The 25,459-nt window shown below is 72.2% G+C and carries 27 protein-coding genes and 1 tRNA gene; 15 read left to right on the forward strand and 13 right to left on the reverse strand.

The features are described 5' to 3' along the window. Window positions 1-6 precede the first annotated feature (6 nt). The 6 genes from FHY05_RS07335 to cobS are packed head-to-tail and all read left to right on the forward strand — an operon-like array spanning window position 7 to window position 4,009. Window positions 7-717, forward strand: coding sequence for a CbtA family protein (locus tag FHY05_RS07335; protein WP_260181375.1), 711 nt, complete (start codon window positions 7-9; stop codon window positions 715-717). Further along, complete coding sequence (cobO, locus tag FHY05_RS07340) at window positions 714-1,316, forward strand: cob(I)yrinic acid a,c-diamide adenosyltransferase (RefSeq protein WP_183943734.1); 603 nt, start codon at window positions 714-716, stop codon at window positions 1,314-1,316. Before FHY05_RS07335 ends, cobO begins: the two co-directional genes overlap by 4 nt. After that, on the forward strand, window positions 1,316-1,729 hold the full coding sequence (locus tag FHY05_RS07345; RefSeq protein WP_183943735.1) for a DUF1636 domain-containing protein: 414 nt from the start codon (window positions 1,316-1,318) through the stop codon (window positions 1,727-1,729). The genes cobO and FHY05_RS07345 overlap by 1 nt, the downstream gene beginning before the upstream one ends. Then, the gene (gene cobT, locus FHY05_RS07350; RefSeq protein WP_183943736.1) at window positions 1,726-2,739 is read left to right on the forward strand and encodes a nicotinate-nucleotide--dimethylbenzimidazole phosphoribosyltransferase; all 1,014 of its coding nucleotides are present in this window, start codon (window positions 1,726-1,728) and stop codon (window positions 2,737-2,739) included. Before FHY05_RS07345 ends, cobT begins: the two co-directional genes overlap by 4 nt. After that, window positions 2,736-3,302, forward strand: a complete 567-nt coding sequence (locus tag FHY05_RS07355) for a histidine phosphatase family protein (RefSeq protein WP_311732397.1) — start codon at window positions 2,736-2,738, stop codon at window positions 3,300-3,302. The genes cobT and FHY05_RS07355 overlap by 4 nt, the downstream gene beginning before the upstream one ends. Then, a complete protein-coding gene (gene cobS, locus FHY05_RS07360; protein WP_183944021.1) occupies window positions 3,302-4,009 on the forward strand; it encodes an adenosylcobinamide-GDP ribazoletransferase in 708 nt (235 codons plus the stop codon). The genes FHY05_RS07355 and cobS overlap by 1 nt, the downstream gene beginning before the upstream one ends. 30 nt (window positions 4,010-4,039) lie before the next feature. On the opposite strand, the gene FHY05_RS07365 is transcribed toward cobS, so the two are convergent. From FHY05_RS07365 to FHY05_RS07375, 3 genes are read right to left on the reverse strand one after another with little or no spacing between them, the layout of a single operon-like run. Then, entirely contained in the window at window positions 4,040-5,503 is a 1,464-nt protein-coding gene (locus FHY05_RS07365; protein WP_183943737.1) for a cobyric acid synthase, read from the reverse strand. Beyond that, window positions 5,491-6,597 carry a cobalamin biosynthesis protein gene (locus tag FHY05_RS07370; protein ID WP_409321667.1) on the reverse strand — a complete coding sequence of 369 codons (1,107 nt, stop codon included), beginning with the start codon at window positions 6,595-6,597 and terminating at the stop codon, window positions 5,491-5,493. The genes FHY05_RS07365 and FHY05_RS07370 overlap by 13 nt, the downstream gene beginning before the upstream one ends. Beyond that, window positions 6,590-7,630, reverse strand: coding sequence for an aminotransferase class I/II-fold pyridoxal phosphate-dependent enzyme (locus FHY05_RS07375; RefSeq protein ID WP_311732399.1), 1,041 nt, complete (start codon window positions 7,628-7,630; stop codon window positions 6,590-6,592). The genes FHY05_RS07370 and FHY05_RS07375 overlap by 8 nt, the downstream gene beginning before the upstream one ends. 34 nt (window positions 7,631-7,664) lie before the next feature. On the opposite strand from FHY05_RS07375, the gene cobU reads away from it, so the two are divergent. After that, window positions 7,665-8,180 carry a bifunctional adenosylcobinamide kinase/adenosylcobinamide-phosphate guanylyltransferase gene (gene cobU, locus FHY05_RS07380; protein ID WP_183943738.1) on the forward strand — a complete coding sequence of 172 codons (516 nt, stop codon included), beginning with the start codon at window positions 7,665-7,667 and terminating at the stop codon, window positions 8,178-8,180. A 262-nt stretch (window positions 8,181-8,442) separates the two neighbouring features. Here the strand turns inward: cobU and FHY05_RS07385 are convergent, their stop codons facing one another. Further along, the gene (locus FHY05_RS07385) at window positions 8,443-9,930 is read right to left on the reverse strand and encodes a replicative DNA helicase (RefSeq protein WP_183943739.1); all 1,488 of its coding nucleotides are present in this window, start codon (window positions 9,928-9,930) and stop codon (window positions 8,443-8,445) included. A gap of 106 nt (window positions 9,931-10,036) precedes the next feature. Between FHY05_RS07385 and FHY05_RS07390 the strand changes: the two genes are divergently transcribed. From FHY05_RS07390 to FHY05_RS07400, 3 genes are read left to right on the forward strand one after another with little or no spacing between them, the layout of a single operon-like run. Next, on the forward strand, window positions 10,037-10,519 hold the full coding sequence (locus FHY05_RS07390; protein WP_183943740.1) for a UPF0262 family protein: 483 nt from the start codon (window positions 10,037-10,039) through the stop codon (window positions 10,517-10,519). A 32-nt stretch (window positions 10,520-10,551) separates the two neighbouring features. Next, complete coding sequence (locus FHY05_RS07395) at window positions 10,552-11,205, forward strand: glycoside hydrolase family 25 protein (protein ID WP_183943741.1); 654 nt, start codon at window positions 10,552-10,554, stop codon at window positions 11,203-11,205. Beyond that, on the forward strand, window positions 11,202-11,663 hold the full coding sequence (locus tag FHY05_RS07400; RefSeq protein ID WP_183943742.1) for a cytidine deaminase: 462 nt from the start codon (window positions 11,202-11,204) through the stop codon (window positions 11,661-11,663). The genes FHY05_RS07395 and FHY05_RS07400 overlap by 4 nt, the downstream gene beginning before the upstream one ends. Window positions 11,664-11,721: 58 nt before the next feature. On the opposite strand, the gene cyoD is transcribed toward FHY05_RS07400, so the two are convergent. From cyoD to FHY05_RS07435, 7 genes are all read right to left on the reverse strand, one after another. Next, the gene (gene cyoD / locus FHY05_RS07405) at window positions 11,722-12,096 is read right to left on the reverse strand and encodes a cytochrome o ubiquinol oxidase subunit IV (RefSeq protein WP_183943743.1); all 375 of its coding nucleotides are present in this window, start codon (window positions 12,094-12,096) and stop codon (window positions 11,722-11,724) included. Continuing rightward, window positions 12,093-12,740 (reverse strand): cytochrome o ubiquinol oxidase subunit III, encoded by a 648-nt coding sequence (gene cyoC, locus FHY05_RS07410; RefSeq protein WP_183943744.1) that lies wholly within the window; start codon window positions 12,738-12,740, stop codon window positions 12,093-12,095. The genes cyoD and cyoC overlap by 4 nt, the downstream gene beginning before the upstream one ends. After that, window positions 12,737-14,692, reverse strand: a complete 1,956-nt coding sequence (gene cyoB, locus FHY05_RS07415; protein ID WP_311732400.1) for a cytochrome o ubiquinol oxidase subunit I — start codon at window positions 14,690-14,692, stop codon at window positions 12,737-12,739. Before cyoB ends, cyoC begins: the two co-directional genes overlap by 4 nt. Then, window positions 14,689-15,570 (reverse strand): ubiquinol oxidase subunit II, encoded by an 882-nt coding sequence (gene cyoA / locus FHY05_RS07420; RefSeq protein WP_183943745.1) that lies wholly within the window; start codon window positions 15,568-15,570, stop codon window positions 14,689-14,691. The genes cyoB and cyoA overlap by 4 nt, the downstream gene beginning before the upstream one ends. Beyond that, window positions 15,567-15,782, reverse strand: a complete 216-nt coding sequence (locus tag FHY05_RS07425; RefSeq protein WP_260181377.1) for a DUF5818 domain-containing protein — start codon at window positions 15,780-15,782, stop codon at window positions 15,567-15,569. Before FHY05_RS07425 ends, cyoA begins: the two co-directional genes overlap by 4 nt. 67 nt (window positions 15,783-15,849) lie before the next feature. Continuing rightward, window positions 15,850-15,925, reverse strand: a tRNA-Ile gene (locus tag FHY05_RS07430). A gap of 53 nt (window positions 15,926-15,978) precedes the next feature. Beyond that, complete coding sequence (locus tag FHY05_RS07435) at window positions 15,979-17,634, reverse strand: histidine kinase dimerization/phospho-acceptor domain-containing protein (RefSeq protein WP_311732401.1); 1,656 nt, start codon at window positions 17,632-17,634, stop codon at window positions 15,979-15,981. Window positions 17,635-17,844: 210 nt separating this feature from the next. Here FHY05_RS07435 and FHY05_RS07440 point away from each other — a divergent pair, with 210 nt between their 5' ends. Further along, complete coding sequence (locus tag FHY05_RS07440) at window positions 17,845-18,306, forward strand: Lrp/AsnC family transcriptional regulator (protein WP_183943746.1); 462 nt, start codon at window positions 17,845-17,847, stop codon at window positions 18,304-18,306. A 190-nt stretch (window positions 18,307-18,496) separates the two neighbouring features. Here the strand turns inward: FHY05_RS07440 and FHY05_RS07445 are convergent, their stop codons facing one another. Beyond that, the gene (locus tag FHY05_RS07445) at window positions 18,497-19,771 is read right to left on the reverse strand and encodes a hypothetical protein (protein ID WP_183943747.1); all 1,275 of its coding nucleotides are present in this window, start codon (window positions 19,769-19,771) and stop codon (window positions 18,497-18,499) included. Window positions 19,772-19,932: 161 nt separating this feature from the next. Here FHY05_RS07445 and FHY05_RS07450 point away from each other — a divergent pair, with 161 nt between their 5' ends. The 4 genes from FHY05_RS07450 to FHY05_RS07465 all read left to right on the forward strand — a co-directional run bounded on the left by FHY05_RS07450 (window position 19,933) and on the right by FHY05_RS07465 (window position 24,650). After that, window positions 19,933-20,679, forward strand: coding sequence for a YaaA family protein (locus FHY05_RS07450; RefSeq protein ID WP_183943748.1), 747 nt, complete (start codon window positions 19,933-19,935; stop codon window positions 20,677-20,679). Further along, window positions 20,676-21,335: an SDR family oxidoreductase gene (locus FHY05_RS07455; protein WP_183943749.1), complete on the forward strand. Its 660-nt coding sequence runs from the start codon at window positions 20,676-20,678 to the stop codon at window positions 21,333-21,335. The genes FHY05_RS07450 and FHY05_RS07455 overlap by 4 nt, the downstream gene beginning before the upstream one ends. 142 nt (window positions 21,336-21,477) lie before the next feature. Further along, complete coding sequence (gene gyrA, locus FHY05_RS07460) at window positions 21,478-24,294, forward strand: DNA gyrase subunit A (RefSeq protein ID WP_183943750.1); 2,817 nt, start codon at window positions 21,478-21,480, stop codon at window positions 24,292-24,294. Continuing rightward, window positions 24,294-24,650 (forward strand): DUF952 domain-containing protein, encoded by a 357-nt coding sequence (locus FHY05_RS07465; protein ID WP_183943751.1) that lies wholly within the window; start codon window positions 24,294-24,296, stop codon window positions 24,648-24,650. Before gyrA ends, FHY05_RS07465 begins: the two co-directional genes overlap by 1 nt. 337 nt (window positions 24,651-24,987) lie before the next feature. Here the strand turns inward: FHY05_RS07465 and FHY05_RS07470 are convergent, their stop codons facing one another. Beyond that, a complete protein-coding gene (locus tag FHY05_RS07470) occupies window positions 24,988-25,419 on the reverse strand; it encodes a DUF488 family protein (RefSeq protein WP_183943752.1) in 432 nt (143 codons plus the stop codon). Window positions 25,420-25,459 lie beyond the last annotated feature (40 nt).

The raw sequence follows: 25,459 nt of genomic DNA on the forward strand, positions 1-25,459 counted from the left end.
CACAGCATGACAGGGCTGCTGCTCTGGCGGGGGATGCTCGCCGGGCTCGCCGGCGCGTTCGTCGCCGCCACGTTCGCGCTGATCGTCGCCGAACCGCACGTCGACGCCGCGATCGCCTTCGAGGCGCGCCACGCCGCGCACGCGGGCGGGGTCGAGCTGGTGTCGCGGGCCACCCAGAGGACGCTGGGGCTGTACACCGCGATGATGCTCTACGGCACCGCGCTGGGCGGGCTGCTCGCCATCGTGGTGGCGGCGTGCCACGGCCGCGTCGGCGCGGTCCCGCCGCGCGCGCTGGCGCTGCTGCTCGCCGCGCTCGCCTGCGTCGTGCTGGTGCTCGCGCCCGCGCTCAAATACCCGCCGACGCCCCCCGCGGTGGGGCTGCACGAGACGGTACGGCTGCGCACCGGTGCCTTCCTCGCGATGCTGGCGGGTTCGCTCCTCGCCGCGCTCGCCGGCGCGTGGACGGCGCAGCGGCTCGGCGCGGTGTTGACGCGGCTCGATCGCTGGCTCGCGGGCGGGCTCGTCTATCTTGCCGTCGTCGCGCTGGTCGCCGCGGTGCTGCCGGCCGTCGACGAGGTACCCGCCGACTTCCCCGCGTCGCTGCTGTGGCAGTATCGCGTCGCCGCGATCGCGGGGCAGGTGATCTTCTGGCTCGTCACCGCCGAGCTGTTCGGCCGGCTCGCCCAGCCGCTGCTCGCGCCACGGGTGGCACGATGACCGGGACGGAGCAGCGCCACGCCGAGAAGATGCGCCGGGTGCAGGCGAGCCGGCGCGCGATGATGGCGACCAAGACGCAGGAGAAAGGCCTGCTGATCGTCCATACCGGCGCGGGCAAGGGCAAGACCACCGCCGCCTTCGGCATGGCGGTCCGCACGATCGGCCACGGCATGCGCGTGGGCATCGTCCAGTTCGTCAAGGGCGCGATGACCACCGGCGAGCGCGCGGTGTTCGACGCCTTCCCCGATCTCGTCACCTTCCGCGCGATGGGCGAGGGCTTCACCTGGGACACGCAGGACCGCGCCCGCGACGTGGCGGTCGCGCGCGCCGCGTGGGACGAGGTGGCGCGAATGGTCGCCGACCCGTCGTACGCGATGGTGATCGCGGACGAGCTCAACATCGTCCTGCGCTACGATTATCTGCCGGTCGCCGACGTGCTCGCGGTCGCCGCCGCCCGGCCGGCGATGACGCATCTCGTCGTCACCGGCCGCAACGCCCCGGCCGCGCTGATCGAGGCCGCGGACCTCGTCACCGAGATGACCCAGGTCAAACACCCGTTCCGCGGCGGGGTGAAGGCGCAGCCGGGAGTGGAGTTCTGATGGTCACGCTTCGCGCCGCCGCGCCCGGCACGTCGGTGGTGGCGTGCAACACCTGCCGCCACAGCGCCGAGGCGCGCGAGGACGGCGACGGTGCGCGCGGCGGTGCGCGGCTCGCCGCCGCGCTGCGCGCGCTGCAGGCGAGCGACCCGGCCTATGCCGCGGTGTCGGTCGAGGAGATGCCGTGCCTGTTCGCGTGCGGCGATTTCTGCACCGTCCACCTGCGCGCCCCGGGCAAGGTCGGCTATGTCCTCGGCCGGTTCGCACCCGGTGATGACGCCGCGCGCGCCATCCTCGACTATGCCGCGCGCTATGCCGCGAGCGAGACCGGCCAGGTACCGTTCAAGGAGTGGCCCGCCGGCGTGAAGGGGCATTTCCTCACCCGCACGCCGCCGGAAGGTTTCGTGGTCGCATGATCCGGCTCGACACCCCCGCCGCGCTCGACGCCGCGCTGCGCACCCTTCCCGCCGCCGACGCCGGCGCGCGCGCGGCCGCGGCGGCGCGGCAGGCGGCGCTGACCAAGCCGCGCGGCTCGCTCGGCCGGCTCGAGGAGGTCGCGCTGTTCATGGCGAGCTGGCAGGGCCGCGCCATCCCGAAGCTGGCGCACGGCCGGGTCGCGATCTTCGCGGGCAATCACGGCGTCGCGGCGCGCGGTGTGAGCGCTTTCCCGCCTGAGGTCACCGCGCAGATGGTGGCGAACTTCGCCGCGGGCGGGGCCGCGATCAACGCGCTCGCCGACGTCGCCGGGCTGGAGCTGACCGTCACCGCGCTCGAGCTCGACCGCCCCACCGGCGATATCGCCGAGACCGAGGCGATGGGCGAGGCCGAGTGCGGCGAGGCGCTGATGGCGGGCGCCGCCGCAGTCGAGCCGGGGCTCGACCTGCTCGTTCCCGGCGAGATGGGTATCGCCAACTCCACCGTCGCCGCCGCGCTCTGCGCCGCAGCACTGGGCGGCGACGCGGCGGACTGGGTCGGGCCGGGCAGCGGGGTGAGCGGTGCGGCGGCGACGGCCAAGCGCGAGGCGGTCGCGCGCGCGCTGACTCGCCACCGCGCCCGCGCCAACACGCCGTTCGAGGCGCTGCGCCGGCTCGGCGGGCGCGAGCTCGCCGCGATCGCGGGCGCGGTGATCGCGGCGCGCCACGCGCGCGTGCCGGTGCTGCTCGACGGCTTCATCGCCACCGCCCCGCTCGCACCGCTGGCGGTCGCGGCGCCGACGATCACCGACCATTGTCTCGCCGGCCATCGCTCGGCCGAGCCGGGGCACGCGCGGCTGCTCGCCGGGCTCGGTCTCACCCCGCTGCTCGCGCTCGACCTGCGGCTGGGCGAGGCGAGCGGCGGCGCGGTCGCGGCCGTACTGGTCCGCACCGCGCTCGCCGCGCACGAGCGCATGGCGACCTTCGCCGACGCGGGGGTGAGCGCGGGGTGACCGCACCGGTCACGCTCCACCTGATGCGCCACGGCGCCACCCTTCGCGCCGGACATCTCAACGGTCGCAGCGACGTGCCCGTCACGACCGCCGGCATGGCGAGCTGCGTCGCCGCGGCGGCGCCGCTCCGCTTCGAGCGCGTGGTGAGTTCGGATCTGGCACGCGCGCGCGACTGCGCCGCCGCGATCGCGCGGATGGCCGAGGTACCCGTCAGCACGGACGCGCGCTGGCGCGAGCTCGACTTCGGCGACTGGGACGGCCGCCACCCCGACTCGCTCGCCCCCGAGCGGCTCGCCGCCTTCTGGGCCGATCCGGACGGCGCCGCGCCGCCCGGCGGTGAGCGCTGGTCTACGCTGAGAGCGCGCGCGGGAGCGGCGCTGGAGTCGCTCGCCGGAGACACGCTCGTCGTCACCCATGCCGGTGCGATCCGCGCCGCGCTGGCGGTCGCGTGCGGGCTCGACTCGCGCCAGGTGTGGATGTTCGACCTGCCCTATGCCGCGACGGTGACGCTGCGCCGCTGGCCGGGCGCGGCGCCGGTGAGCCAGATCACCGCGCTGCGATGATCCGCGCGCTCATCGTCGCGCTCGGCTTCCTCACGCGGCTGCCGCTGCCGCGGGTGGAGGTGAGCGAGCACGACTGGGCGGCCTCGATCCGCTGCTACCCGCTCGCCGGCCTGATCCTCGGCGCGATCGTCGCCGCGGCGGGCGCGCTCGCGGGCTCGCGCGACCCGTGGCTCGGCGCGCTGGCTGCCCTGGTGAGCTGGGCCGCGATCACGGGCGCGCTCCACCTCGACGGGCTGAGCGACCTCGCCGACGCGCTCGGGGCGGCGCACGGCGACCGCGCGCGGCTGCTGCGCGTCCTCGCCGAACCGCAGGTGGGAAGCTTCGGCGTGGTCGCGATCACGCTCCAGCTGCTCACCAAGCTGGTGCTGCTCCACGCGCTGCCGCCCGGAGGCTGGTGGACGCTGCCGCTGGTCGCCGCGGCGGCGCGCGCGGGGCCGCTCGCCTGGGCGCGCTGGCTGCCGCCGCTCAAGCCAGGCCTCGGTGCGACGCTGGCGGGCGCGGTGCGGGCGCGTGACCTCGCCGGCTGGAGTGCGCTGCTGCTCGGCGCGGGGGCGCTCCAGCCGGCGCTGCTCGCCGCGCTGCCGCTCATCGGGCTCTACGGCTGGTGGTTGAAGCGGCGGCTAGGCGGCATCAACGGCGACGCGCACGGCGCTGGCGTGGAACTGGTCGAGACCGGGCTGCTCGTGATCGTCGTCGCGCTGGGCTGAGCGCCGCTGCTCGCGCGGGAGCATCCCACCTCACGCGGCGCCCGCCTCGCTCGCCAGGGCCAGCAGCGCGTCCAGGTCGAGGTGCCGCTCCAGCGTCGCCGCGATCGAGTCGAGGGCGGCGTCGATGTCGGCACGGTGGTCCACCCCGCCGCCCGCGACGCCGAGCGGCGCGAGCCAGGCGCGGCGCTGCTCGGCGAGCGCGAACAGCCCGTGGACATAGGTGCCTGCCACGAGCCCATCGGCGGACGCGGCACCGTCCTCGCGCCCGTCGTCGAAGCGCACCGGCGCGCGCGCCGCATCGGCGCCCGCGGTGAGACCGAGGTGCATCTCATAGCCCTCGAAGCGAGCACCGCGTGCCGCGCCCGCGACCGCGACCAGCCGCTTGTCACCCCCCAGCACCGTGGTGACGTCGAGCAGCCCGAGTCCCTCGACCGTCTCCGCCGGCCCCTCGACGCCGTCGGGATCGGCCACGCTGCGGCCGAGCATCTGATAGCCGCCGCACAGCCCTAGCACCGGCCTGCCGCGGCGGACATGCGCGCGCACGTCGATGTCCCAGCCCTCGCGCCGCAGCGCGCGCAGGTCGGCGATCGTCGCCTTGGAGCCGGCGAGCACGATCAGCGCCGCCTCCGCGGGGATCGGCGTACCCGGCGGCACCATCACCAGCTCGACGTCGGGCTCCAGCCGGAGCGGGTCGAGATCGTCGAAATTCGCGAGATGCGGGGTGATCGGGCATGCCACCACCATCCGGCCGCCCTCCGCGGCACGCGCGCGCTGGAGCACCACCGCGTCCTCGCTCGGCAGCCGCCCAGCCTCGGCCAGCCAGGGCACGACGCCGTAGCCGCGCCAGCCGCTGCGCTGCTCGATCGCGCGATAGCCGTCCTCGAACAGCGCCGGATCGCCGCGGAACTTGTTGACGAGGAAGCCGCGCACCATCGCGGCGTCGGCGGGATCGATCACCGCGCGGGTGCCGACCAGCGAGGCGATCACGCCGCCGCGGTCGATGTCGCCGACGAGCACCACCGGTACGTCGGCGGCGCGCGCGAAGCCCATGTTGGCGATGTCCCCCGCGCGCAGGTTGATCTCCGCGGGCGAGCCGGCGCCCTCGACCACGACGAGGTCGGCCGCGCGCGCGAGCCGGCGGTAGCTCGCCAGCACTCGGTCGAGCAGTCCCTCGCGGCCCCGCCGCCACTCGCTCGCGCGCAGCACGCCGCGGACGCGCCCGTTGACCACCAACTGCGACGTGCGGTCGCCCTGCGGCTTGAGCAGCACCGGGTTCATGTCGCTGTGGGGCGTCACGCGCGCGGCGAGCGCCTGCGTCGCCTGCGCGCGCCCGATCTCGCCGCCGTCCGCGGTCACCGCGGCGTTGGTGGACATGTTCTGCGGCTTGAACGGACGTACCGACAGCCCGCGGTTGGCGAACGCGCGGCACAGTCCCGCGACGAGCACCGACTTGCCGACGTCCGACCCGGTGCCCTGGAGCATCAGCGCGCCCACGCGACCGCCCCCGCCAGGCACCACAGCAGCAGGCAGCCGCGGCGGTAGACGACCAGCCCGCGGCGGATGTCGCGCGCGTCGAGATCGGCGTGGCCGTCGCCGATCCACGGCTTGGGCGCGACCGCGCCGTCATAGGCGACGGGTCCGGCTAGCCGCACGCCGAGCGCGCCCGCCATCGCCGCCTCCGTCCAGCCCGCGTTGGGCGAAGCGTGGCGGCGCGAGTCGCGCCACAGCACGCGCCAGCCTCCCCCGCCCGCGACGCAGAGCAGCGCGCCGCCCAGCCGCGCGGGCAGCCAGTTGGCGAGATCGTCGGTGCGCGCGGCCGCCCAGCCGAAGGCGCGCCAGCGCGGCTCGCGATGGCCGATCAGGCTGTCCGCGGTGTTGATCGCCTTGTAGCCCCACAGGCCGGCGGGGCCGAGCAGCAGCAGCCAGAACAGCGGCGCTGCGACGGCGTCGCAGAAGCTCTCGGCGAGGCTCTCGACCGCCGCGCGCGCCACGCCGGCCTGGTCGAGCGCGGCGGTGTCGCGCCCGACGATGCGCCCGACCGCGACGCGCGCGGCCGCGATGTCAGCGTGTTCGAGCGCGGCGGCGACCGGCCGGACGTGATCGTCGAGACTGCGCTGGGCGAGCCCAGGCCAGGCGAGCAGCGCGACGGCGAGCCACGCCGGCGCGCCGAGCGTCGCGCGCAGACCCCGCTCCGCCAGCCAGGCGGTGCCGGCCGCGACGACGATGGCGGCGCAGAGGGTGACGGCGCCGAGCAGGCGACGCAGGCGTCGCCGCGCAGGGGTAAGATGGTCGGGCTCGTCGTCGGCAGCGCGCGATGCTGCTTCGGTTCCGCGGTCGACGACTGGCGTCGTGTGATCACCGCCCGCCCTCCCCGCGTCGCCCCCGCCGGGGCCGGGGCTCAGTCGGGAGACTGTCCCCCTCGCCCGCTCCGCGACAGGAGCGACCACCGCCGCGTTCCATCGCCGCTCGCCCGCCGCGATCACGCGCGCGATCGCGCCGACCGGGTGCCCCACGCGCGCGTAGAGCCACGGCGGCCAGCCCAGCGCGGCGTCGAGCGCGAGCGCCACCAGAGCGACCGGCTCAGCGATCGCCGAGCGCCGCGTCGAGCCGGGCGAGCGCCGCCGCGCCGCCCGGCAGGCCGATACGCAGCCGCGCGGGCGCCTCGTTGAAGGGGCGCACGAGGATGCCCGCACGTGCGAGCCGCTCGAACAGCAACGGGGCGTCGTCGCGCTCGATCTGGCGGAACAGAGGGCAGGCGCCGACGGGCGTGAGATCGTGCGCGGTCAGAACGGCGTCCAGCTCCGCCACCGTCGTCGCGAGCCGCTCGCGCGTCGCCGCGATCCACGCGGTGTCGCGATAGGCCGCCGTGCCGATCCGCAATGCCGCGGTCGAGACCGGCCAGCTGCCGAGCCGCGCCGCCACCGCGCCGACCAGCGCGGCCCCGCCCGCGGCGAAGCCGAGTCGCACGCCGGCGAGCCCGAAGAACTTGCCGAAGGAACGGAACACCAGCACGCGATCGTCGCGCGCCAGCAGCGGCAGCACGCTCGCACCGGGCACCGCGTCGGCGAACGCCTCGTCCACCACCAGCACCCCGCCCCGATCGGCGAGCGCCTGCGCCAGCGCGTGCAGCCGCGCCGCGGGCCAGCAGCGACCGTCGGGATTGTTGGGGTTGGTGAGCAGCAGCGTGCCGCCGCCGCGCGCGACCGCATCGACCGCCTCGGCGTCGATCGTCGCCGCGCCGGGAAGTGCCGCGGCATGGGTACGATAGCTCGGTGCCACGACATGCCACGGGCGCGGCAGCGCGAGCGCGGCGAGCAGGCGGAGCCCGACCTCGCTGCCGGGGAGTGCGGTGATCGCCGCGTCGCGCGCACCGAACGCTGCGGCCGCGGCATGGTGGAGCGCGCTCAGCTCGGTCGGGGTGGGCAGCGCGCGCAGCGCGGCGAGCGGCACCTCCGCCCCCTCCCAGGCGACGGGGTTGATCCCGGTGGAGAGATCGAGCCATGGCGTGGGCGCGTCGGGATAGAGGCGTGCGGCAGCGTCGGGGCGCCCGCCGTGATAGGTCAGCGCGGCGGCGGGCTCGGGGAAAGGGTCGGTCAGCAGCATCGGCGGCCCGTCTTTCACCAGTCGGGCGAACGAACACAAGGCGGGAGTGACGATGACCGGACCGCGCGTGACACTGGTGCTGGGCGGGGCACGCTCGGGCAAGAGCCGCCACGCCCAGGCGCTCGCAGAGGCGGCCGGCGGCGCGCTCGTCTTCGTCGCGACGGCGCAGGCGCTCGACGACGAGATGCGCGCGCGCGTGGCGCAACACCGCGCCGACCGTGACTCGCGGTGGCGCACGGTGGAGGCACCGCTCGCGCTGGCCGAGACGATCGTGGCGGAGGGGCAGCGGGGGTCGGTGCTGCTGGTCGACTGCCTCACGCTCTGGGCGTCGAATCTGCTGCTCGGCGAGCAGGATACGGCGGCGGCGCTGGAGGCGCTCGAAGCGGCGCTGCGCGACACCGCGGCGCGGGTCGTGCTGGTGGCGAACGAGGTCGGGCTCGGCATCGTCCCCGACAACGCGCTGGCGCGACGCTTCCGCGACCTGGCGGGAACGATCAATCAGCGCGCTGCCACGTGCGCGGACCGCGTGGTGTTCGTCGCCGCCGGGCTGCCGCTGGTGCTCAAGTAACGGAGGGTGGCCCGCCCCCTCGCTCGACCTCGGCCAAAGCTCGCCTCAATGTCGTCCCGCGCTTAAGCCGCCAATCATGGTGCCGCGTCCACCCCGGGGCGTGTCGCACGCGGCACCATGATTGCCGGGTCAAGCCCGTCATGACGGGAGGCGGCGCTACTTCCGCGCCACCCGACGTGCTCCTGCGCACGCAGGAGCCCAGAGCCGCACGCCTCGCACGTCATGACCTTGCGCTCCTGCTACCGAAGAAGCGCCCGCGCGATCAATAGCCCGCGTAATCCGAGAAGCGCGTGATCGTCGGGTCGAACTTGAGCACCACCTTGCCGGTCGCGCCGTGACGCTGCTTGGCGACGATCAGCTCGGCGAGGCCGTAGACCCGTTCCATGTCCGCGGCCCAGCGCGCGTGATCCTCGAAGACGTTGGCGGAGTCGCCCTCCATCGGCCGCTTGGGCTCGCGCTGCGCGGTGTAATAATCCTCGCGATAGACGAACCACACCATGTCGGCGTCCTGCTCGATCGAGCCCGACTCGCGCAGGTCCGACAGCATCGGGCGCTTGTCCTCGCGCTGCTCCACCGCGCGGCTCAGCTGGGAGAGCGCCAGCACCGGCACGTTCATGTCCTTGGCCAGCGTCTTCAGCCCGCGGCTGATCTCGGAGATCTCCTGCACGCGGTTGCCGTCACCCTTGCCCGAGCCCGAGAGCAGCTGGAGGTAATCCACCACCACCAGCCCGATCTCGTTGTTGTGGCGCCGCTGCAGCCGGCGCACGCGGGTGTGGAGCGCGCCGATCGAGAGGCCGCCGGTGTCGTCGATGAAGAAGGGCAGATTCTCCAGCTCGGCCGCGGCGGCGGCGAGCTGCTCGAACTCGGTCTTGCTGATCTTGCCCATGCGCAGCGCCTCCGAGCTGATCCGCGACTGCTCGGCGAGGATACGCGTGGCGAGCTGGTCCGCGCTCATCTCGAGGCTGAAGAAGGCCACCTTGGCGCCGACGGACTTGGCCGGCGGGATGCCGTCGCGCATGTCGCGCATCCAGCGCTGCGCCGCGTTGAACGCGATGTTGGTGGCGAGCGAGGTCTTGCCCATGCCGGGGCGGCCGGCGAGGATCATGAGATCCGAGTGATGCATGCCGCCGATCTTGGCGTTGACCGAGTCGAGCCCGGTGGTCACGCCCGACAGGTTGCCGCCCCAGTTGAGCGCGCGCTCCGCCATCTTCACCGCCGCGGTGCTCGCCTGGGCGAAGCTCTTCACCGCATTCTCGGTGCCGCCGTCCGCCGCGACGCGGAACAGCTCCTCCTCGGCGGCCTCGATCTGGGCGCGCGGGTTGACCTCCTCGCTGGTGTCCATCGCGCGATCGACCATCGTGTGCCCGACCGAGACGAGCGCGCGCAGCAGCGCGAGGTCGTAGATCTGCTGCGCGAACTGGCGCGCGCCGATCAATCCGGCGCCCGAGCCGGTCAGACCGGCGAGATAGCCGACCCCGCCGAGCTCCTTCATCCCCTCGTCCGCCTCGAACATCGGGCGCAGCGTCACCGGCGTGGCGAGCATGTCGGTGGCGCGCAGCGACTTGATCGCGGCGAAGACGCGGCCGTGGACCGGCTCGTAGAAATGCTGCGGCTCGAGCCGGTCGACGATGTCGTCAGCGAGGCGATTGTCGATCATCATCGCGCCCAGCATCGCCGCCTCGGCCTCGACGTTGCGCGGCAGGTGGACGGGCTCGGGCGATGCCGGCGGGGCGAATGCTAAGGTGGCCATCCGCCGGCCTATACGCGTCCGACGCGGCGAGCGGAACGGCACGGGCGGCGGAACCTGTGGATGACTCGATTGTGACGACGCCGCATCGCCTCTATCGAGCGGGCGCATGGCCGATCCGCGGATCATCGACATCGAGCTGGACGAGCGCACCATCCTGTGGCGCTCGGCCGACATCGAGCAGGAGCGCCGGATCGCGATCTTCGACCTGATCGAGGACAATCATTTCGCCCCGCAGCGCGCGCAGCCCGACGGTTATGCCGGCCCCTACAAGGTGCGGCTGTCGGTCGAGGAGGGCCGGCTCGCACTGGCGATCCGTCGCGCCGACGACACGCCGCTCGAGACCCTGGTGCTCGGGCTCGCGCGCTTCCGCCGACCGATCAGAGATTATTTCGCGATCTGCGACAGTTACTATCAGGCAATCCGCCAATCGACGCCGCAGCAGATCGAGACGGTGGACATGGCACGGCGCGCCATCCACAATGAGGCCGCCGACCTGCTGCGCGAACGGCTCGACGGCAAGGTGGCGATCGACTTCGACACCGCGCGGCGTCTCTTCACGCTGATCTGCGTTCTTCATATCAAGGCATAAGTTTTATCATGTGGGGTTTGGGAAGGATCTTCTTGATTCTGAGCGCGATCGCGCTCGCGGGCGTGGCCGCGTGGCAGGTCGCGCTACGCTGGCGCCCGGGAGTCGAGCGCTACCCGGTGCAGGGTGTCGACGTGTCCGAGGCGACCGGCGACGTCGTCTGGCCTGTCCTCAAGGGCGAGGGCGCCGACTTCGGCTATGCGGTGGCGACGAGCGGCGCGCGCGCGCGCGACCGCGCCTTCCAGACCAACTGGGACGAGATGGCGCGCGCCGGCCTACGCCGCGGCGCGATCCACGTCTTCTCCTTCTGCCAGCCGCCGCGCGCGCAGGCCGACTCGTTCAACACGGTCGTGCCGCGCGACCCCGCCGCGCTGCCGGTGGCGATCTCGTTCCGCTACGCCGAGGACTGCCCCGACCGCCCCGAGCGCGCCGCCCTGGTGGCAGGGGTGGCCGACATGATCGCGCGGATCGAGACCCACACGGGCAAGCCGGTGGTGCTCAAGGTGGCGCGCGACGTCGAGCGCGACTATCGCCTGACCGAGGCGTTCGACCGGCCGCTCTGGGCGGTCGGCAACTTCCTCCGCCCCGGCTATGGTGCGCGGGTGTGGCGGATGTGGCGCGCGACCGACCTGCGCCGCGTCGACGGCGTCGATGGGCCGGTCAACTGGGATGTGGTGGAGCTGGGATGAGCGACCGGGATCAGGAGCAGGCGCGGCAGCTGATCGCGGCGGCGCGCGCGGCAGCGATGCACGCGCACGCGCCATACTCGCGCTTCGCGGTCGGCGCCGCGGTGCTGCTCGACGACGGCAGCGTGGTGACCGGCGCCAACGTCGAGAACGCCAGCTACGGCCTGTCGCTCTGCGCCGAGACGGTGGCGATCGCGACCGTCTCCGCCTCGGGGCGGCTGCGCCGCGTGGTGGCGGTGGGCGTGATCGGCGGCGCGATGGACCCCGCCGGGCGCGCCACCGGCCACGCCCCGGTGCGGCCGTGCGGCCGCTGCCGGCAGGTGCTCAACGAGGCGGCGCAGCTGAGCGGGCGCGACCTCGCGGTCCACTGCGCCGGCGCCGAGGGGGAGGAGGTGGCGAGCTATCGCCTGTCCGAGCTTCTACCGGATGCCTTCGGCCCGAGCGACCTAGGGGTGCGCTGAGGGGCTGGCGCCGGCCGCTACGCAGATCCTCCCCGCCTGGCGGTGAGGATCTGACCCGTCACGGCTTTGCCATCGCCGCCATCGGCATCATGTTGTGGTCGAGGTGCGCCATGATCCACAGCGTGCCCCCCACGGTCAGCACCACGATCATCACGCCGAACGCCAGCGCCAGCGTGTTGTTGGTGTTCTCCGGCCCGCTCGTGATGTGGAGGAAGAAGACGAGGTGCACGCCCATCTGCGCCACCGCCAGCACCGCGAGCAGGATCGGGATCGCCGGCGCCCAGACCGCGCCCGAGCCGACCAGCGCGAACGACGCCACCGTCAGCAGCAGCGCCAGCCCCAATCCGGCGAGATAGGTCGAGAGCCGCGCCGCCCCCTCCTGATGGCCGCCGGGGGCGTGGTCGAGGTGACGATCACCCTTCTGCTCGCTCATCCCATCACTCCGTACAGATAGACGACGGTGAACAGCGCGACCCAGATGATGTCGAGCGCGTGCCAGTAGAGGCCGAAGCACAGCAGCCGCCGCTCCACCGCGTCGGTGAAGCCGAGCGTCGCCACCTGCCCCATCATCACCGTCAGCCACACCAGCCCGGCGGCGACGTGCAGCCCGTGCGCGCCCACGAGGGTGAACAGCGCGGAGAGGAAGGCGCTGCGCGTCGGCGCCGCGCCCTCGAGGACCAGGTGGGTCAGCTCGTACAGCTCGATCGCGAGGAAGCCGAGCCCGAGCAGCGCGGTGAGCGCCCCCCACAGATACGTTGCCCCGGCACGCTCCTTCACCGCCATGATCGACATCACGCCGCAGGTGAAGCTGGAGAAGAGCAGGCACAGGGTCTCGACGAAGACCAGCCGCAGCTCGAACAGCTCGCTCCCTTCCGGGCCGCCGGCGGTGTTGGGCGCGAGCACCGCATAGGCAGCGAACAGCCCCGAGAACATGATGATGTCGCTGAGCAGGAAGATCCAGAAGCCGAACGCCACCGTCACCTGCTTGGGCGCGGGACCGCCCTCCCCGTGGCCGGGGGGATCGCTCCTCCAGCCCTTGTCGCCCTCGTGGCGCGGGTCGGCGATCTCGCCGCTCATGCCGCCGGCTCCAGCGCGCGGAGCTCGGCGACGCCGATCTCCTGCTCGCCGGGCTGGTGCCAGGCGATCCACAACGTCGTCGCGAAGCCGGCGAGCACGCCCAGCACCACCAGCCACCAGATGTGCCACACCAGCGCGAAGCCGGTGAGATAGGTGAAGAAGGCGCCGACGAAGCCGTAGGCGCTGTTGCGCGGCATCTCGATCGGCTCCAGCGGCTCGGGCGTCTCCTCCGCCTCGCCGCGCTTCATCAGCGCGAGCGCGTCCCGCCCTTCGACCTGGGGCAACCGCGCGAAGTTCCACGGCGGCGGCGGCGAGCGCGTCGCCCATTCCAGCGTGCGCCCGTCCCACGGATCGCCGGTCTCGTCGGCGAGCGAGCGGCGCTCGCGCACCGAGACGTAGAGCTGCATCGCCAGGCTCGCGATCCCCCCCAGGATCAGCAGCGCCCCGAGCCAGGCGGCGACCAGCCAGGGCTGCCACGCCGGGTTGTCGTAATGCTGGAGCCGACGCGTCATGCCCATCAGCCCGAGCGCGTAGAGCGGCATGAAGGCGAGATAGAAGCCGCTCACCCACAGCATCACCGCGGCCTTGCCCCAGCCGTCGTGCAGGCGGAAGCCGAATGCCTTGGGGAACCAGTAGCTGTAGCCCGCGAAGGCGCTGAACAGCACGCCGCCGATGATCACGTTGTGGAAATGCGCCACCAGGAACACCGAGTTGTGGAGCACGAAATCGGCCGGGGGCACCGCCAGCAGCACGCCGGTCATCCCGCCGACGACGAAGGTGGGGATGAACGCCACCGCCCACAGCATCGGCACCTCGAAGCGCAGCCGCCCGCCGTACATCGTGAACAGCCAGTTGAAGACCTTCACGCCGGTCGGCACCGCGATGATCATCGTCATCACGCCGAACACGCCGTTGACGTCCGCCCCCGCCCCCATGGTGAAGAAATGGTGCAGCCAAACCATGAAGGAGAGGACGCAGATCGCGAGCGTGGCGAGCACCATCGAGCGATAGCCGAACAGCGGCTTGCCGCTGAAGGTCGCGATGATCTCGCTGAAGATCCCGAAGGCGGGCAGCACCAGGATATAGACCTCGGGATGGCCCCAGGCCCAGATCAGGTTGACGAACAGCATCTGGTTGCCGCCCGCCGCGTTGGTGAAGAAGTGGAAGCCCAGGTAGCGATCCAGCGTCAGCATGATCAGCGTCGCGGTCAGGATGGGGAAGGCCGCCACGATCAGCAGGTTGCTCGCCAGCGCGGTCCAGCAGAAGATCGGCATGCGGGTGTAGCGCATGCCGGGCGCGCGCATCTTCAGGATCGTCGTGACCAGGTTGATCCCGCCGAGTAGCGTCCCCGCGCCCGAGATCTGCAACGCCCAGAGATAGTAGTCGACCCCGACCCCGGGCGAGAAGGCGCGCTCGCTCAGCGGCGGGTAGACCAGCCAGCCGGTCCGCGCGAACTCACCGACGATGAGACTGGTGTTGATCAGCAGCACGCCGGTGGCGGTGAGCCAGAAGCTCACCGAGTTGAGCGTCGGAAAGGCGACGTCGCGCACGCCCAGCTGGAGCGGTACCGCGAAGTTCATCAGCCCGATCATGAACGGCATCGCCACGAAGAAGATCATGATCGTGCCGTGCGCGCTGAAGATCTGGTCATAGTGGTCGGGCGGCAGGAAACCCTTGCCCGCGCCAACCGCCATGGCCTGATGCGAGCGCATCATCAGCGCGTCCGCGAAGCCGCGGATCAGCATCACCAGCGCGAGCAGACAGTACATCACGCCGATGCGCTTATGGTCGACCGAGGTGATCCACTCGCGCCACAGATACGGCAGCCAGCCCTTCAGCAGGATCGTCGCCCCGGTGCCCAGCAGCACTACGAACAGCACGCCGGCGGTGACCATCACGATCGGTTCGTGCAGCGGGATGGCGTCCCAGCTCAGCCGCCCGAGCAGCGTCACTTGCCCGCCTCGGCGTCGGCCTCGCCCTGGTTGCTGGCGTCGCGCGGACGCTCCGCCGCGGGCGCGCGTTGCGCCACGATGGCGTCGAACAGCCGCGGCGGCGCGGTGCCGAACACCAGCGGCCGGGGCAGCGTGCCGCGCCGCGCGAGCTGGCGGTAGCGCGTCTCGTCCAGCGGCGGCGCCGCGCGTGCCTGCGCCGCCCAAGCGGTGAACTGCGCCGCGGGCAGCGCGTCGACGGTGAAGGTCATGTCGGAGAAGCCTTTGCCGCTATAATGCGCGGCGATGCCGGGATAGCGTCCGGGGTGATCGGCGGCGAGACGGAGCTGCGCCTCCATCCCCGCCATGGCGTAGATCTGGCTGCCCAGCTGCGGCACGAAGAAGCTGTTCATCACCGTCGCCGAGGTGAGCCGAAAGTGGATCGGCGTGCCCGCCGGCACGACGAGGCGGTTGACCGTGGCGACGCGCTGGCCGGGGTAGAGGAACAGCCACTTCCAATCGAGCGCGACCACCTGCACCTCGATCGGCGCGACGTTGGCCGGGATCGGTCGGCGCGGGTCGAGCAGATGCGCCCCGACCCAGCCGGTACCGCCGAGGAACAGCACGATCATCGCGGGCACCGACCAGATCAACAGCTCGAGCTTGCCCGAATAATCCCAGTCCGGCCGATAGCGCGCGCGTCGGTTGCCGGCGCGGAACCACCAGGCGAAGGCGACCGTCGCCACCATCACCGGCACCACGATGAGCAGCATCGCCCCGAGCGAGTCGAACAGGATCTGCTTCTCGGCGCGCGCCACCGGTCCCCGCGGGTCGAGCACGCCGGCGCTGCATCCGGCGAGCGCGAGCGGCGCCACCGCGAGCCAGCGCCGGGGGGCGCTCACGCCGCCGCCACGCCGTCGACGCTGACGCGCGCCGCATCGATCAGCACGCCACGGATGCGCACGCGCTTGGCGATATGGTCGACCGGGACGCGCTGAAGCTCGAGCACGAAGGTGCCGCCGCGATCGCGCTGGAGGATGAAGGCGCCGCCCTCGCGCACCAACGTGCCGGTCTCGTCGACGGGGCTGCCCGGCATCGCCATGACCGCGCCCATGCGCCCTCGCTCAAGCCGACGCAAGCGCCGCGAGGCTGCGCCAGGTCAGGTGCTCCGACGCGAGCGGTGGTGGGCCCGGCAGGACTCGAACCCGCAACCTAGCCGTTATGAGCGGCCAGCTCTAACCGTTGAGCTACAGGCCCGCCCGCGTCGGTGGGGCCACGTAGCGGCACGCCGGGCCGACTGGCAAGCCGACTCAGTTCCCGCCCCGCGCATGATCGCGCGGCGCGTCGCCGTCGTCATCACCCGGCGCGGCCGTCGTCGCCGCGCTCGGCAGCGCCAGCCGCAGCCGCTCGGGCAGGAAGTCGAGCCGCCCGCCCAGCTCGAGCGCGAGGTTGCGCGCCAGCCGCAGCGCGAAGCCGGTGCCGAGCAGCGGCGCCCCGTCGTCATCGCTCACCGCCTCATCGTCGAGCGCGAGCAGCGCGGCCTCGTCGCGCCCAGCCAGCGCCGCGGGTAGCGCGATCACCAGCGTCACCGCCTCGCCGGCACTCTCGACCGCGAGACCGAGCAGTTCACCGCCGGTCGCAGCGGCCAGCAGCGTCGCGAGCAGCCGCTGTACCAGTCGCTCGGCGGCGTGTGCGTCGGCGGCCCAGCGCGCCGCGCCGGGTTCGGGCAGCGCCAGCGCGCCGCCACGCAACGCGGCGAGCGGCGCCAGATCCTGCGCGACGCGCGCCAGCAGCGGCGCGACCGCGACCACGTCGTCGCGCAGGTCGAGCGCGTTGCCCTCGAGCCGCGCGGCGAGGTCGAGGTCGTCGATCGCGCCGATGAGGCCGGCGACATGGCGTCGGATCGCCGCCGCGCGGTCGCGGTAGCGCGGTGGCACCGGACCGAGCAGTTCCTGCTCGATCAGCTCGGAGAAGCCCGCGATCGCGTTGGTCGGCGTGCGCAGCTCGTGGACGAGACGCCGGAGCCCTTCCGCCCCGGCGCCGCCGGCCATCGACCGCGTCGCCGCCGCGCTCTCCTCGGCCCGCGGTCGCCGCGCGCGACCGCGGAAACCGACGAAGCTGCCGCTGGCGAGATCGAACATCGGCGCGCCCGAGATACGCCAGTCGCCGCCCACGGCGGACTCGCCCGGCACATGAAGCCGCGCGTCGGCGAAGGTGGCGCGCTTGCGGAAGGCGCCAGCGGCGACGCCATCGACGTGGTGGTGCGACGGCGCCAGCGCGGCGTCATGGTTGAGCGACAGCCCGATCAGCGCGCCGCGCGGGCCGGTATCCACCCAGCGAATGATGCCGGCGGCGTCGGTCTCGAAACGGAAGGCGTGCACCGGCGGTGGCGTCGCACCGGTGAGGCCGAGCGCGGCGCCGCGCTGGCGCTGATAGGCTTCGATGCGATGGACGAGGTCGGCCACCTCGAACCGCTCGCCAGCACCACTCGCGCCCGTGCCCGCGGGCGGCGCTGCCGCGGTCGCGGGCGACGCAACGGGCTCGGGCAACGCATAGTCGGTCGATCCGAACGCCTCGAGCGCGCGGCCGACCGACGGCGCGAGATCGCTGCGCCGGCGCAGCACGCTGCGGCCGTGCGGGCCGAGCTGCGGCAGCAGCAGGTCCCACTCCTCCGGCGCCAGCCGCGCGACGCGCAGCATCGTCGCGGCGATCTCGGGCGTGTCCTCGGCGAAGAAGGCGACGAGCGCGGCGGGCGGATCGGCCAGGGCGAGCCCCCGCGCCGCCGCCGCGCGGACCTCGGCGGGCACGGTGACGCGCAGGTCGCGCAGCCGCGCCACCAGGGCGGGTTCGGCCGGCGCGCGCCCGCGCCCGATCAGGTCGACCAGCTGGCGGAAAGCCGCGCGCGCGCCGAACGCCGTCGAGACGTCGGCGGCGAGAACGGTCTTCAGACTGTCGTCGAACCGCACCGGTGGATAGCCCTCTGCTGCTGATGGTCGGCGGGCCGTCGGCTCGCCTCGGCCGTACATAGGGCCGGCCCGAGACCGTCGCTAACGCTCATTGCGGCGCGAAAAGCGGCCATGTCGCAGCTTGGCACAATTGCGCTGCCGCGTAATTTTATTGTAGCGGGGCGTTCCGAAGCTATCGCGAAACTGCGCGATCAGCAGCTAAGAGGCGTCATGACCCTGGACCGCATCGACCGGCAAATCCTCTCGCTACTGCAGGAGGACGGGCGCATGACCAACGTGGAGCTGGCCGAGCGTGTCGGGCTGACCGCCCCGCCGTGCCTGCGCCGCGTTCGCGCGCTGGAACAGGCGGGGGTGATCCGCGGCTACCACGCCGAGTGCGACCCGGCGCAGCTCGGTTTCCCCATCACCGTCTTCGCGATGGTGAGCCTGCGCAGCCAGGCCGAGCAGGACCTCGCCGCCTTCGAGGGCCATGTCGCCGCCATCCCCGAGGTGCGCGAATGCCACATGCTCAACGGCGAGATCGACTTCATCCTGAAGATCGTCGCCGCCGACCTGGAGAGCTTCCAGCGCATCCTGACGACCAAGCTCACCTCCGCGCCCAACGTGGCGAGCGTGAAGTCGTCGCTGACGATCCGAACCTCCAAGTCGCAGGTCGGCGTGCCGATCGGCTGACTCCGCCCCGGCACGGGAAGGTCGCAGCACGGAGCGCCGACGGGGGCTCTCCGCCCCTGCGTCGCCGCGTGACGTCCACATCGAGCGCCGCGCGTCGGCGGAAACCCCCTCCACCATGCTGCGCACGCTGCCCCGCTCGCCAGCGGGGAGGATCGGCCGCGCCCAGCGGAGGCGCGGCCGTGACCTCACCTCAGGCCTGCGGCGGGTGATCGAGGAACTCGATCCACCAGGCGGCGATGTCCGCGCGCGGGCTGCCCTGCACCGCCTGGAAAGCGGTCTTGGCGCCCGCGGTGTCGCCCGAGTTGGCGAGCGCGATGCCGAGGCGCGTGTTCACCGTGTTCGCGTCGACCCCGCCCTTCTGCAGCGCGGCGCGGTACAGCGCGACCGACTTGGCCCACTCGCCGGTGCCCAGATAGGCGTCGGCGGTGCTGGCGGCGAGCTTGCCGTCCGCCGCTTTCTGCGCGCGTGCCTCGACCGCGGCCATCGAGCCCTCGTTCGAGATCGACTTGTTCGACGCCGCGAGCAGGCTGTTGGCGTTGGCGCTGTCGGCCGGGATCTTGCCCGCGGCCTTGCCCTCGGTCAGCACCGCCTTGGACTCCCACGGCAGGCCCTGGTCGAAGGTCCACTGCGCGTAGATCTCATAGTCATACTGGTCGGCCAACGCCTTGCCCGTGCGCAGCAGGCGGAACAGGTCGACCTTCTGGTTCTTGTCGAGCGTCGCCACCGCCTGCGTCTGGATGCCCCAGAAGGTCAGCATGTCGCGCCAGTTCTTCTTGGTCGGATACGCCGCCAGGTAGCGCCGCATCCAGGCCACCGTCTCGGCGTTGTTCTTCGCCTGGTTGTTCTTGGCGATGGCGTATTTGTAGATGTCCTCGCTCGGCTTGGTGCCGGCGGCGACCTGCTGGTCGACCATCTTGGCCAGCGCGGCCGAGCCGCCCGCGACGTCGCCCGAGTCCATCTTCAGCTTGACGAGCTGCAGCGGCAGGTTCGGATCGTTGTAACCGAGCTGCTGCGCCTGCTCGAAGAAGCGCGACGCGCCGGCCGGATCCTTGGCGTTGGCCGCGATCACGCCGCGCTGATAGGCGTAGCGTGCCTTGTCGGCCTGCGGGGTGCGCGGGCTGGCGATCAGCGCGTCGAGCGGCGCGGTCAGGCCGGTCGAACCGCCGCCGCTGTCCATCTTGATCGCCTCGAGGTTCAGCCGCAGCGCCGCCGCGATATACTTCTCGTCGTCGGTCTTGGCCGCGGCCTCGACCTGCGCCACCAGCGGCGTCGCGGTGGCCGCGTCCTTGGCGGCGAGCGCGGTCTGCGCCTGCGCCGCGGGGCCGCGGACCTCGTTGCTCAGCTTCAGCTGCGAGCCCTGGTCCTTCTTCTCATCTTTCTTCTGCGCGAGCGCGGGCTGCGCGAGCGCGACCGTGGCGCCCCCGGCGAGCAGCGCGGCCATGACGGCGTTCGAAAGCATCTTCATCGACAGGTCTCTCCAGAAAATCGCGCCAGAAAAGCTCAGGCGAAACGCTCGCCCGCCGCTCTAGTGCCGGTCACGCGGCGGTTCAAGGAAGCGTGGGTGACATTGCGTGTCGCCGCTGAACCGCGATTGAACGTGCCTCGGGGCCGGCGTAGGGCGGCGGCATGATCGCCGTGCTGTCGCCCGCCAAGACGCTGGACCTCGAGACCCCGCCGCCCTTCCCCGCCACGCCCGCGCGCTTCGCCGCAGAGGCCGCGACGCTGGCACATGCCGCCTCGCACCTCACGCAGAAGAGGCTGGCCGAGCTGATGAAGATCTCGCCCGCGCTGGCCAAGCTCAACGCCGGTCGCTTCCGCGACTTCGACGCGGCCGAGGAGCGTCCCGCGCTCTACACCTTCGCGGGCGACGTCTATGCCGGGTTCGAGGCGTGGACGCTCGACGAGCCAGGAGTGCGGTTCGCGCAGGACCATGTCCGCCTGCTATCGGGCCTCTACGGCATCCTGCGCCCACTCGACGGGATCCGCCCGTATCGACTCGAGATGGGCACGCGCTGGGCGCCGCGGAAGAAGAAGCTGACCGACTGGTGGGACGATCGCGTCGCGACGGCGCTCGCGGAGGATCTCGCCGCGGAGGGGTCGGGGGTCGTGCTCAATCTCGCCAGCCAGGAATATTGGGAGGTGGTCGCCGACCGGCTGCCCGCCGACGTGGGCGTGATCGCGGTCGACTTCCGCGAGGCGGATGGCCGCTTCGTCAGCTTCCACGCCAAGAAGGCGCGCGGGATGATGGCGCGCTATCTGGTCGAGCATCATGTCACCGAGGTGGACGGCATGAAGGCGTTCGACACCGCCGGCTACCGCTTCGCCGCCGACCGGAGCGATGACGCGCGCTGGACCTTCGAGCGCGCGGCATGACCCGCGCGGTGGTGGTCGGCGCCGGCGGCGGCATCGGCGCCGCGCTCGCGGAGGCGCTGGAGGAGGAAGGCGACGAGGTGCTCCGGCTCGCGCGCGCCGACCTCGACGTCACAGACGAGGCGAGCGTCGCCGCCGCGGCGACGCGCGCGGGCACGCCGGAGCTGGTGGTGGTCGCCACCGGGCTGCTCCACGACGCCGAGCACGGGCCGGAGAAGGCATTGCGCGACCTCGACCCGGCCTGGCTGGCGCGGCAGTATGCGGTCAACGCGATCGGGCCTGCGCTGGTGGCCAAGCATTTCCTGCCGATCATGCCGCGCACCGGCCGATCGGTGTTCGCTGCGCTCTCGGCGCGCGTCGGCAGCATCTCGGACAACCGGCTCGGCGGCTGGTACGGCTATCGCGCCAGCAAGGCGGCGCTCAACCAGCTGATCCGCACGCTCGCGATCGAGGACAAGCGCCGCAACGACCGCGGGCTGGTGGTGGCGCTGCACCCGGGCACGGTCGACACGCGGCTGTCCCAGCCGTTCCAGCAGCGCGGGCGCGACCTGTTCCAGCCGGGGCGGGCGGCGGTGCAGCTGCTCGACGTGCTCGACGGGCTGCGCCCTGCCGACAGCGGCAAGATCTTCGCCTGGGACGGCGTCGAGATCGCGCCTTAGGTGCGTGCCCCGGCGAAGGCCGGGCCACGCACCCCCCCGCATCGGGTAACGCCCCTCACGCGCACGCGCGCGTACGCGTGACTTTGTGGCCGCGCCGGCCTACACCCCACCCAGCAACGATTCCGCAAAAGAAAGAAGCATCTTGGCCGACGACAACGTCCTCGCCGATCCGTCTGACATCGCCCCCATCTCCATCGTCGAGGAGATGAAGACCAGCTACCTCGATTACGCCATGAGCGTGATCGTCGCGCGCGCGCTGCCCGACGTGCGCGACGGCCTCAAGCCGGTCCACCGCCGCATCCTCTTCTCCGCGAGCGAGAGCGGCTTCCTCTACAACCGGCCGTACCGCAAGTCCGCGCGCATCGTCGGCGACGTGATCGGTAAATATCACCCGCACGGCGACACCGCGATCTACGACGCCTTGGCGCGCATGACGCAGGACTGGTCGATGCGGCTGCCGCTGATCGACGGCCAGGGCAATTTCGGCTCGATGGACCCCGATCCGCCCGCGGCGATGCGCTACACCGAGGCGCGGCTCGCCAAGGCGGCCAACTACCTGCTGGACGACCTCGACAAGGACACGGTCGACTTCCAGCCCAATTATGACGCGAGCGAGCGCGAGCCGCAGGTGCTCCCCGCGCGCTTCCCCAACCTGCTCGTCAACGGCGCCGGCGGCATCGCGGTCGGCATGGCCACCAACATCCCGCCGCACAATCTCGGCGAGGTGGTCGACGCCTGTCTGGCGTATCTCGACAACGGGGCGATCACGACCGAGGAGCTGATGGAGATCGTCCCCGGCCCGGACTTCCCAACGGGCGCGATCATCCTCGGCCGCGCCGGCGCGCGCTCGGCCTATGAGACCGGGCGCGGCTCGATCATCGTGCGCTCGCGCCACACGATCGAGACCGGGCGCGGCGATCGCACCTCGATCGTGCTGACCGAGATCCCGTTCCAGCAGGGCAAGAACGCGCTGGTCGAGAAGATCGCCGATGCCGCCAAGGAGAAGCGGGTCGAGGGCGTCAGCGACATCCGCGACGAGTCGAACCGTGAGGGCGTGCGGATCGTCATCGATCTCAAGCGCGACGCCACGCCCGAGGTGGTGCTCAACCAGCTGTGGCGCCACACGCCGGCGCAGGGCTCCTTCCCGGCGAACATGCTGGCGATCCGCGGCGGCCGGCCCGAGCTGCTCAACCTGCGCGACATCATCGCCGCCTTCGTCAGCTTCCGCGAGCAGGTGATCACGCGGCGCGCCAAGTTCGAGCTCAACAAGGCACGCGAGCGCGCGCACATCTTGCTCGGCCTGGTCATCGCGGTGACCAACCTCGACGAGGTGGTGCGGATCATCCGCGGCTCGTCGAGCCCGGCCGAGGCGCGCGCGGCGCTGCTCGCGCGCGACTGGCCGATCGCCGAGATCGCGCCCTATCTGCGCCTGGTCGAGGCGCTCGAGACCGACGTCGCGGGCGACACCTACCGCCTCAGCGAGGTGCAGGTCCGCGCCATCCTCGACCTGCGGCTCCACCGCCTCACCGCGCTCGGCCGCGACGAGATCGGCGACGAGCTCAAGACGCTGGCCGACTCGATCACGGAGCTGCTCGCGATCCTGTCCGACCGCGTGAAGCTCTACGCCGTGATGCGCGAGGAATTCCGCGACGTGCGCGAGCAGTTCGCCACGCCGCGGCGCACCGAGATCGCCGCCGCGGCGGACGGGATCGACGACGAGGACCTGATCGAGCGCGAGGAGATGGTCGTCACCGTCACCATGGCGGGCTATATCAAGCGCACGCCGCTCGACGCCTTCCGCGCCCAGGCGCGCGGCGGGAAGGGCCGCAGCGCGATGGCGACCAAGGACGAGGACGTGGTCACCAAGCTGTTCGTCACCTCGACGCACACGCCGGTGCTGTTCTTCTCCACGCTCGGCCGCGTCTATCGCATGAAGGTGTGGAAGCTGCCCGAGGGCGGCCCGGCCACGCGCGGGCGGCCGATGATCAACCTGCTCCCGCTCGAGCAGGGCGAGACGATCTCCACCGTGCTGCCGCTGCCCGAGGACGAGGCGGAATGGGGCAAGCTCCACGTGATGTTCGCCACCGCCAAGGGATCGGTCCGGCGCAACAGCATGGACGCCTTCACCAACGTCCCGTCCAACGGCAAGATCGCGATGAAGTTCGAGGGCGAGGACGCGGACGACCGGCTGATCGGCGTGGCGCTGCTCGACGAGGGCGACGACGTGCTGCTGGCGAGCAAGTGCGGCAAGGCGATCCGCTTCGCCGCCGACGAGGTGCGCGAGTTCCAGAGCCGCAACTCGACCGGCGTGCGCGGGATCGCGCTCAAGGGCGACGATCAGGTGATCTCGCTGTCGGTGCTGCACCGCGCCGGCATCCGCGACCAGGAGGAGCGCGACGATTACCTTCGCCACGCGCCGTGGAAGGCCGAGGACGCGGACCGCGCGCCGCGCGCGATGGATCAGATCCGCTTCGAGGAGCTGCGCGCCAAGGAGCAGTTCGTGCTGACGGTCTGCGCCAACGGCTATGGCAAGCTGAGCTCCGCCTACGAGTATCGCCGCACCGGGCGCGGCGGCCAGGGCATCACCAACATCGACAATATCGCGCGCAACGGCGCGGTGGTGGCGAGCTTCGCGGCGAGCAAGGCCGAGCAGCTGATGCTGGTGACCGACCAGGCCAAGATGATCCGCATGCCGCTCGCCTCCCTGCGCGTGATCGGGCGCGGCTCGGCCGGCGTGCGCCTGTTCAACGTCGCGGCGGACGAGCATGTCGTCTCGGCGGCGCGGATCGACGAGGAGCCCGAGCCCGAGGACGCCGCCGAGGCGGCGGTCGCGGCCGAGCTCGACGAGGCGGCGCCGGTCGCGGCGGGCGATCGGCTGACGCTCGACGACGGCACCGGGCCGGACACGCTCGGCGAGCAGGTCGACGAGAGCGACGACGATGATGGGGAGCCGGCGTGATGGCGGACGAGCGACCGATGCTGGCCTATAAGGTCCTCACCGGCGAGCAGATCGCTGCGCTGGAGCGTGACGCGCGGTTCGACGGGGCGCCGGTCGATCTGGCGGACGGTTACGTCCACCTCTCGACCGCGGCGCAGCTCACCGCGACGGTGGACAAGCATTTCGCCGGTCAGGACGACCTCCACGTCGCCGCGGTCGACCTCGTCGCTTATGGCGACCGTGTGCGATGGGAGGCGGCCCGCGAGGGTCAGCTCTTCCCGCACCTCTACGAGCCGCTGCTGCTCGAGACGGTGATTGCCTATGGACCGCTGGAGCGGGGCGACGACGGCACGGTGAAGCTGCCCGTGGCGGGGTGAGGCGGGCGGAGGACGACGTGGTCGCCTACGACCTTCCGTCATGCCGGACTTGATCCGGCATCTCTGCCGCCACGGGTGACGAGGCTCGATGCGGTCGTCTCCCGTCGCCACCCGCGCTGCCGTCACCCCGGACTCGTTCCCGGGCCTACCATCCCGCGTCCTTGCCGGCCGTTGAGAAGGCGGTACGGTGGATCCCGATCAAGTCCGGCATGACGGGACCGAGGTGACGGTCGTGGTCGCGCGAGGCGTGCTCGCGCGAACGCGGCAGCCGGGCGATCAGCGTCGCACCCGTGCATCCTCGGCTCCTGCGCTCGCCGGAGCACGGCGCCGCCGCCTCTCACGCGTACAGGTCGACCACCTCGCGCCCCTCGCCCACCGCGGCCAGCAGCAGCGTGCGATGGCAGTGGCACGGGTCGCGCTCGAAGCACAGCAGCGCGCTCGGCCGCTCGTCGGCCAGCTCGAGCATCCGCGCCGCCGCCACCTGCGCCTCGGGCAGCGCGAGCTGCGCCTCGTAGACCGCGGTGAGCGTCGCCACGTCGCCCTTCTTGGCGGCGTCGCGCCCCGGCTTGGGCGTGCCTAGCGGCTTGAGGTGGACATAGTCGATCCCGACCTCCTTCAGCGCCGCCGCGAGCGACGACTTGGAGAAGCCCGGCCGCCGCGACAGCGGCAGCGCCCGCACGTCGACCACGCGTCGCACGCCCGCCGCCGTCAGCGCGGCGAGGAAGGAGTCGACCGTCGCCCCCTCATAGCCGATGGTGTAGATCGTCATCGCGGCACGCTGGGCGCGCGCACCTGACAAGGCAAGCGCG

The sequence above is a fragment of the Sphingomonas sp. BK580 genome (assembly GCF_014194975.1).
Classification (GTDB): domain Bacteria; phylum Pseudomonadota; class Alphaproteobacteria; order Sphingomonadales; family Sphingomonadaceae; genus Sphingomonas.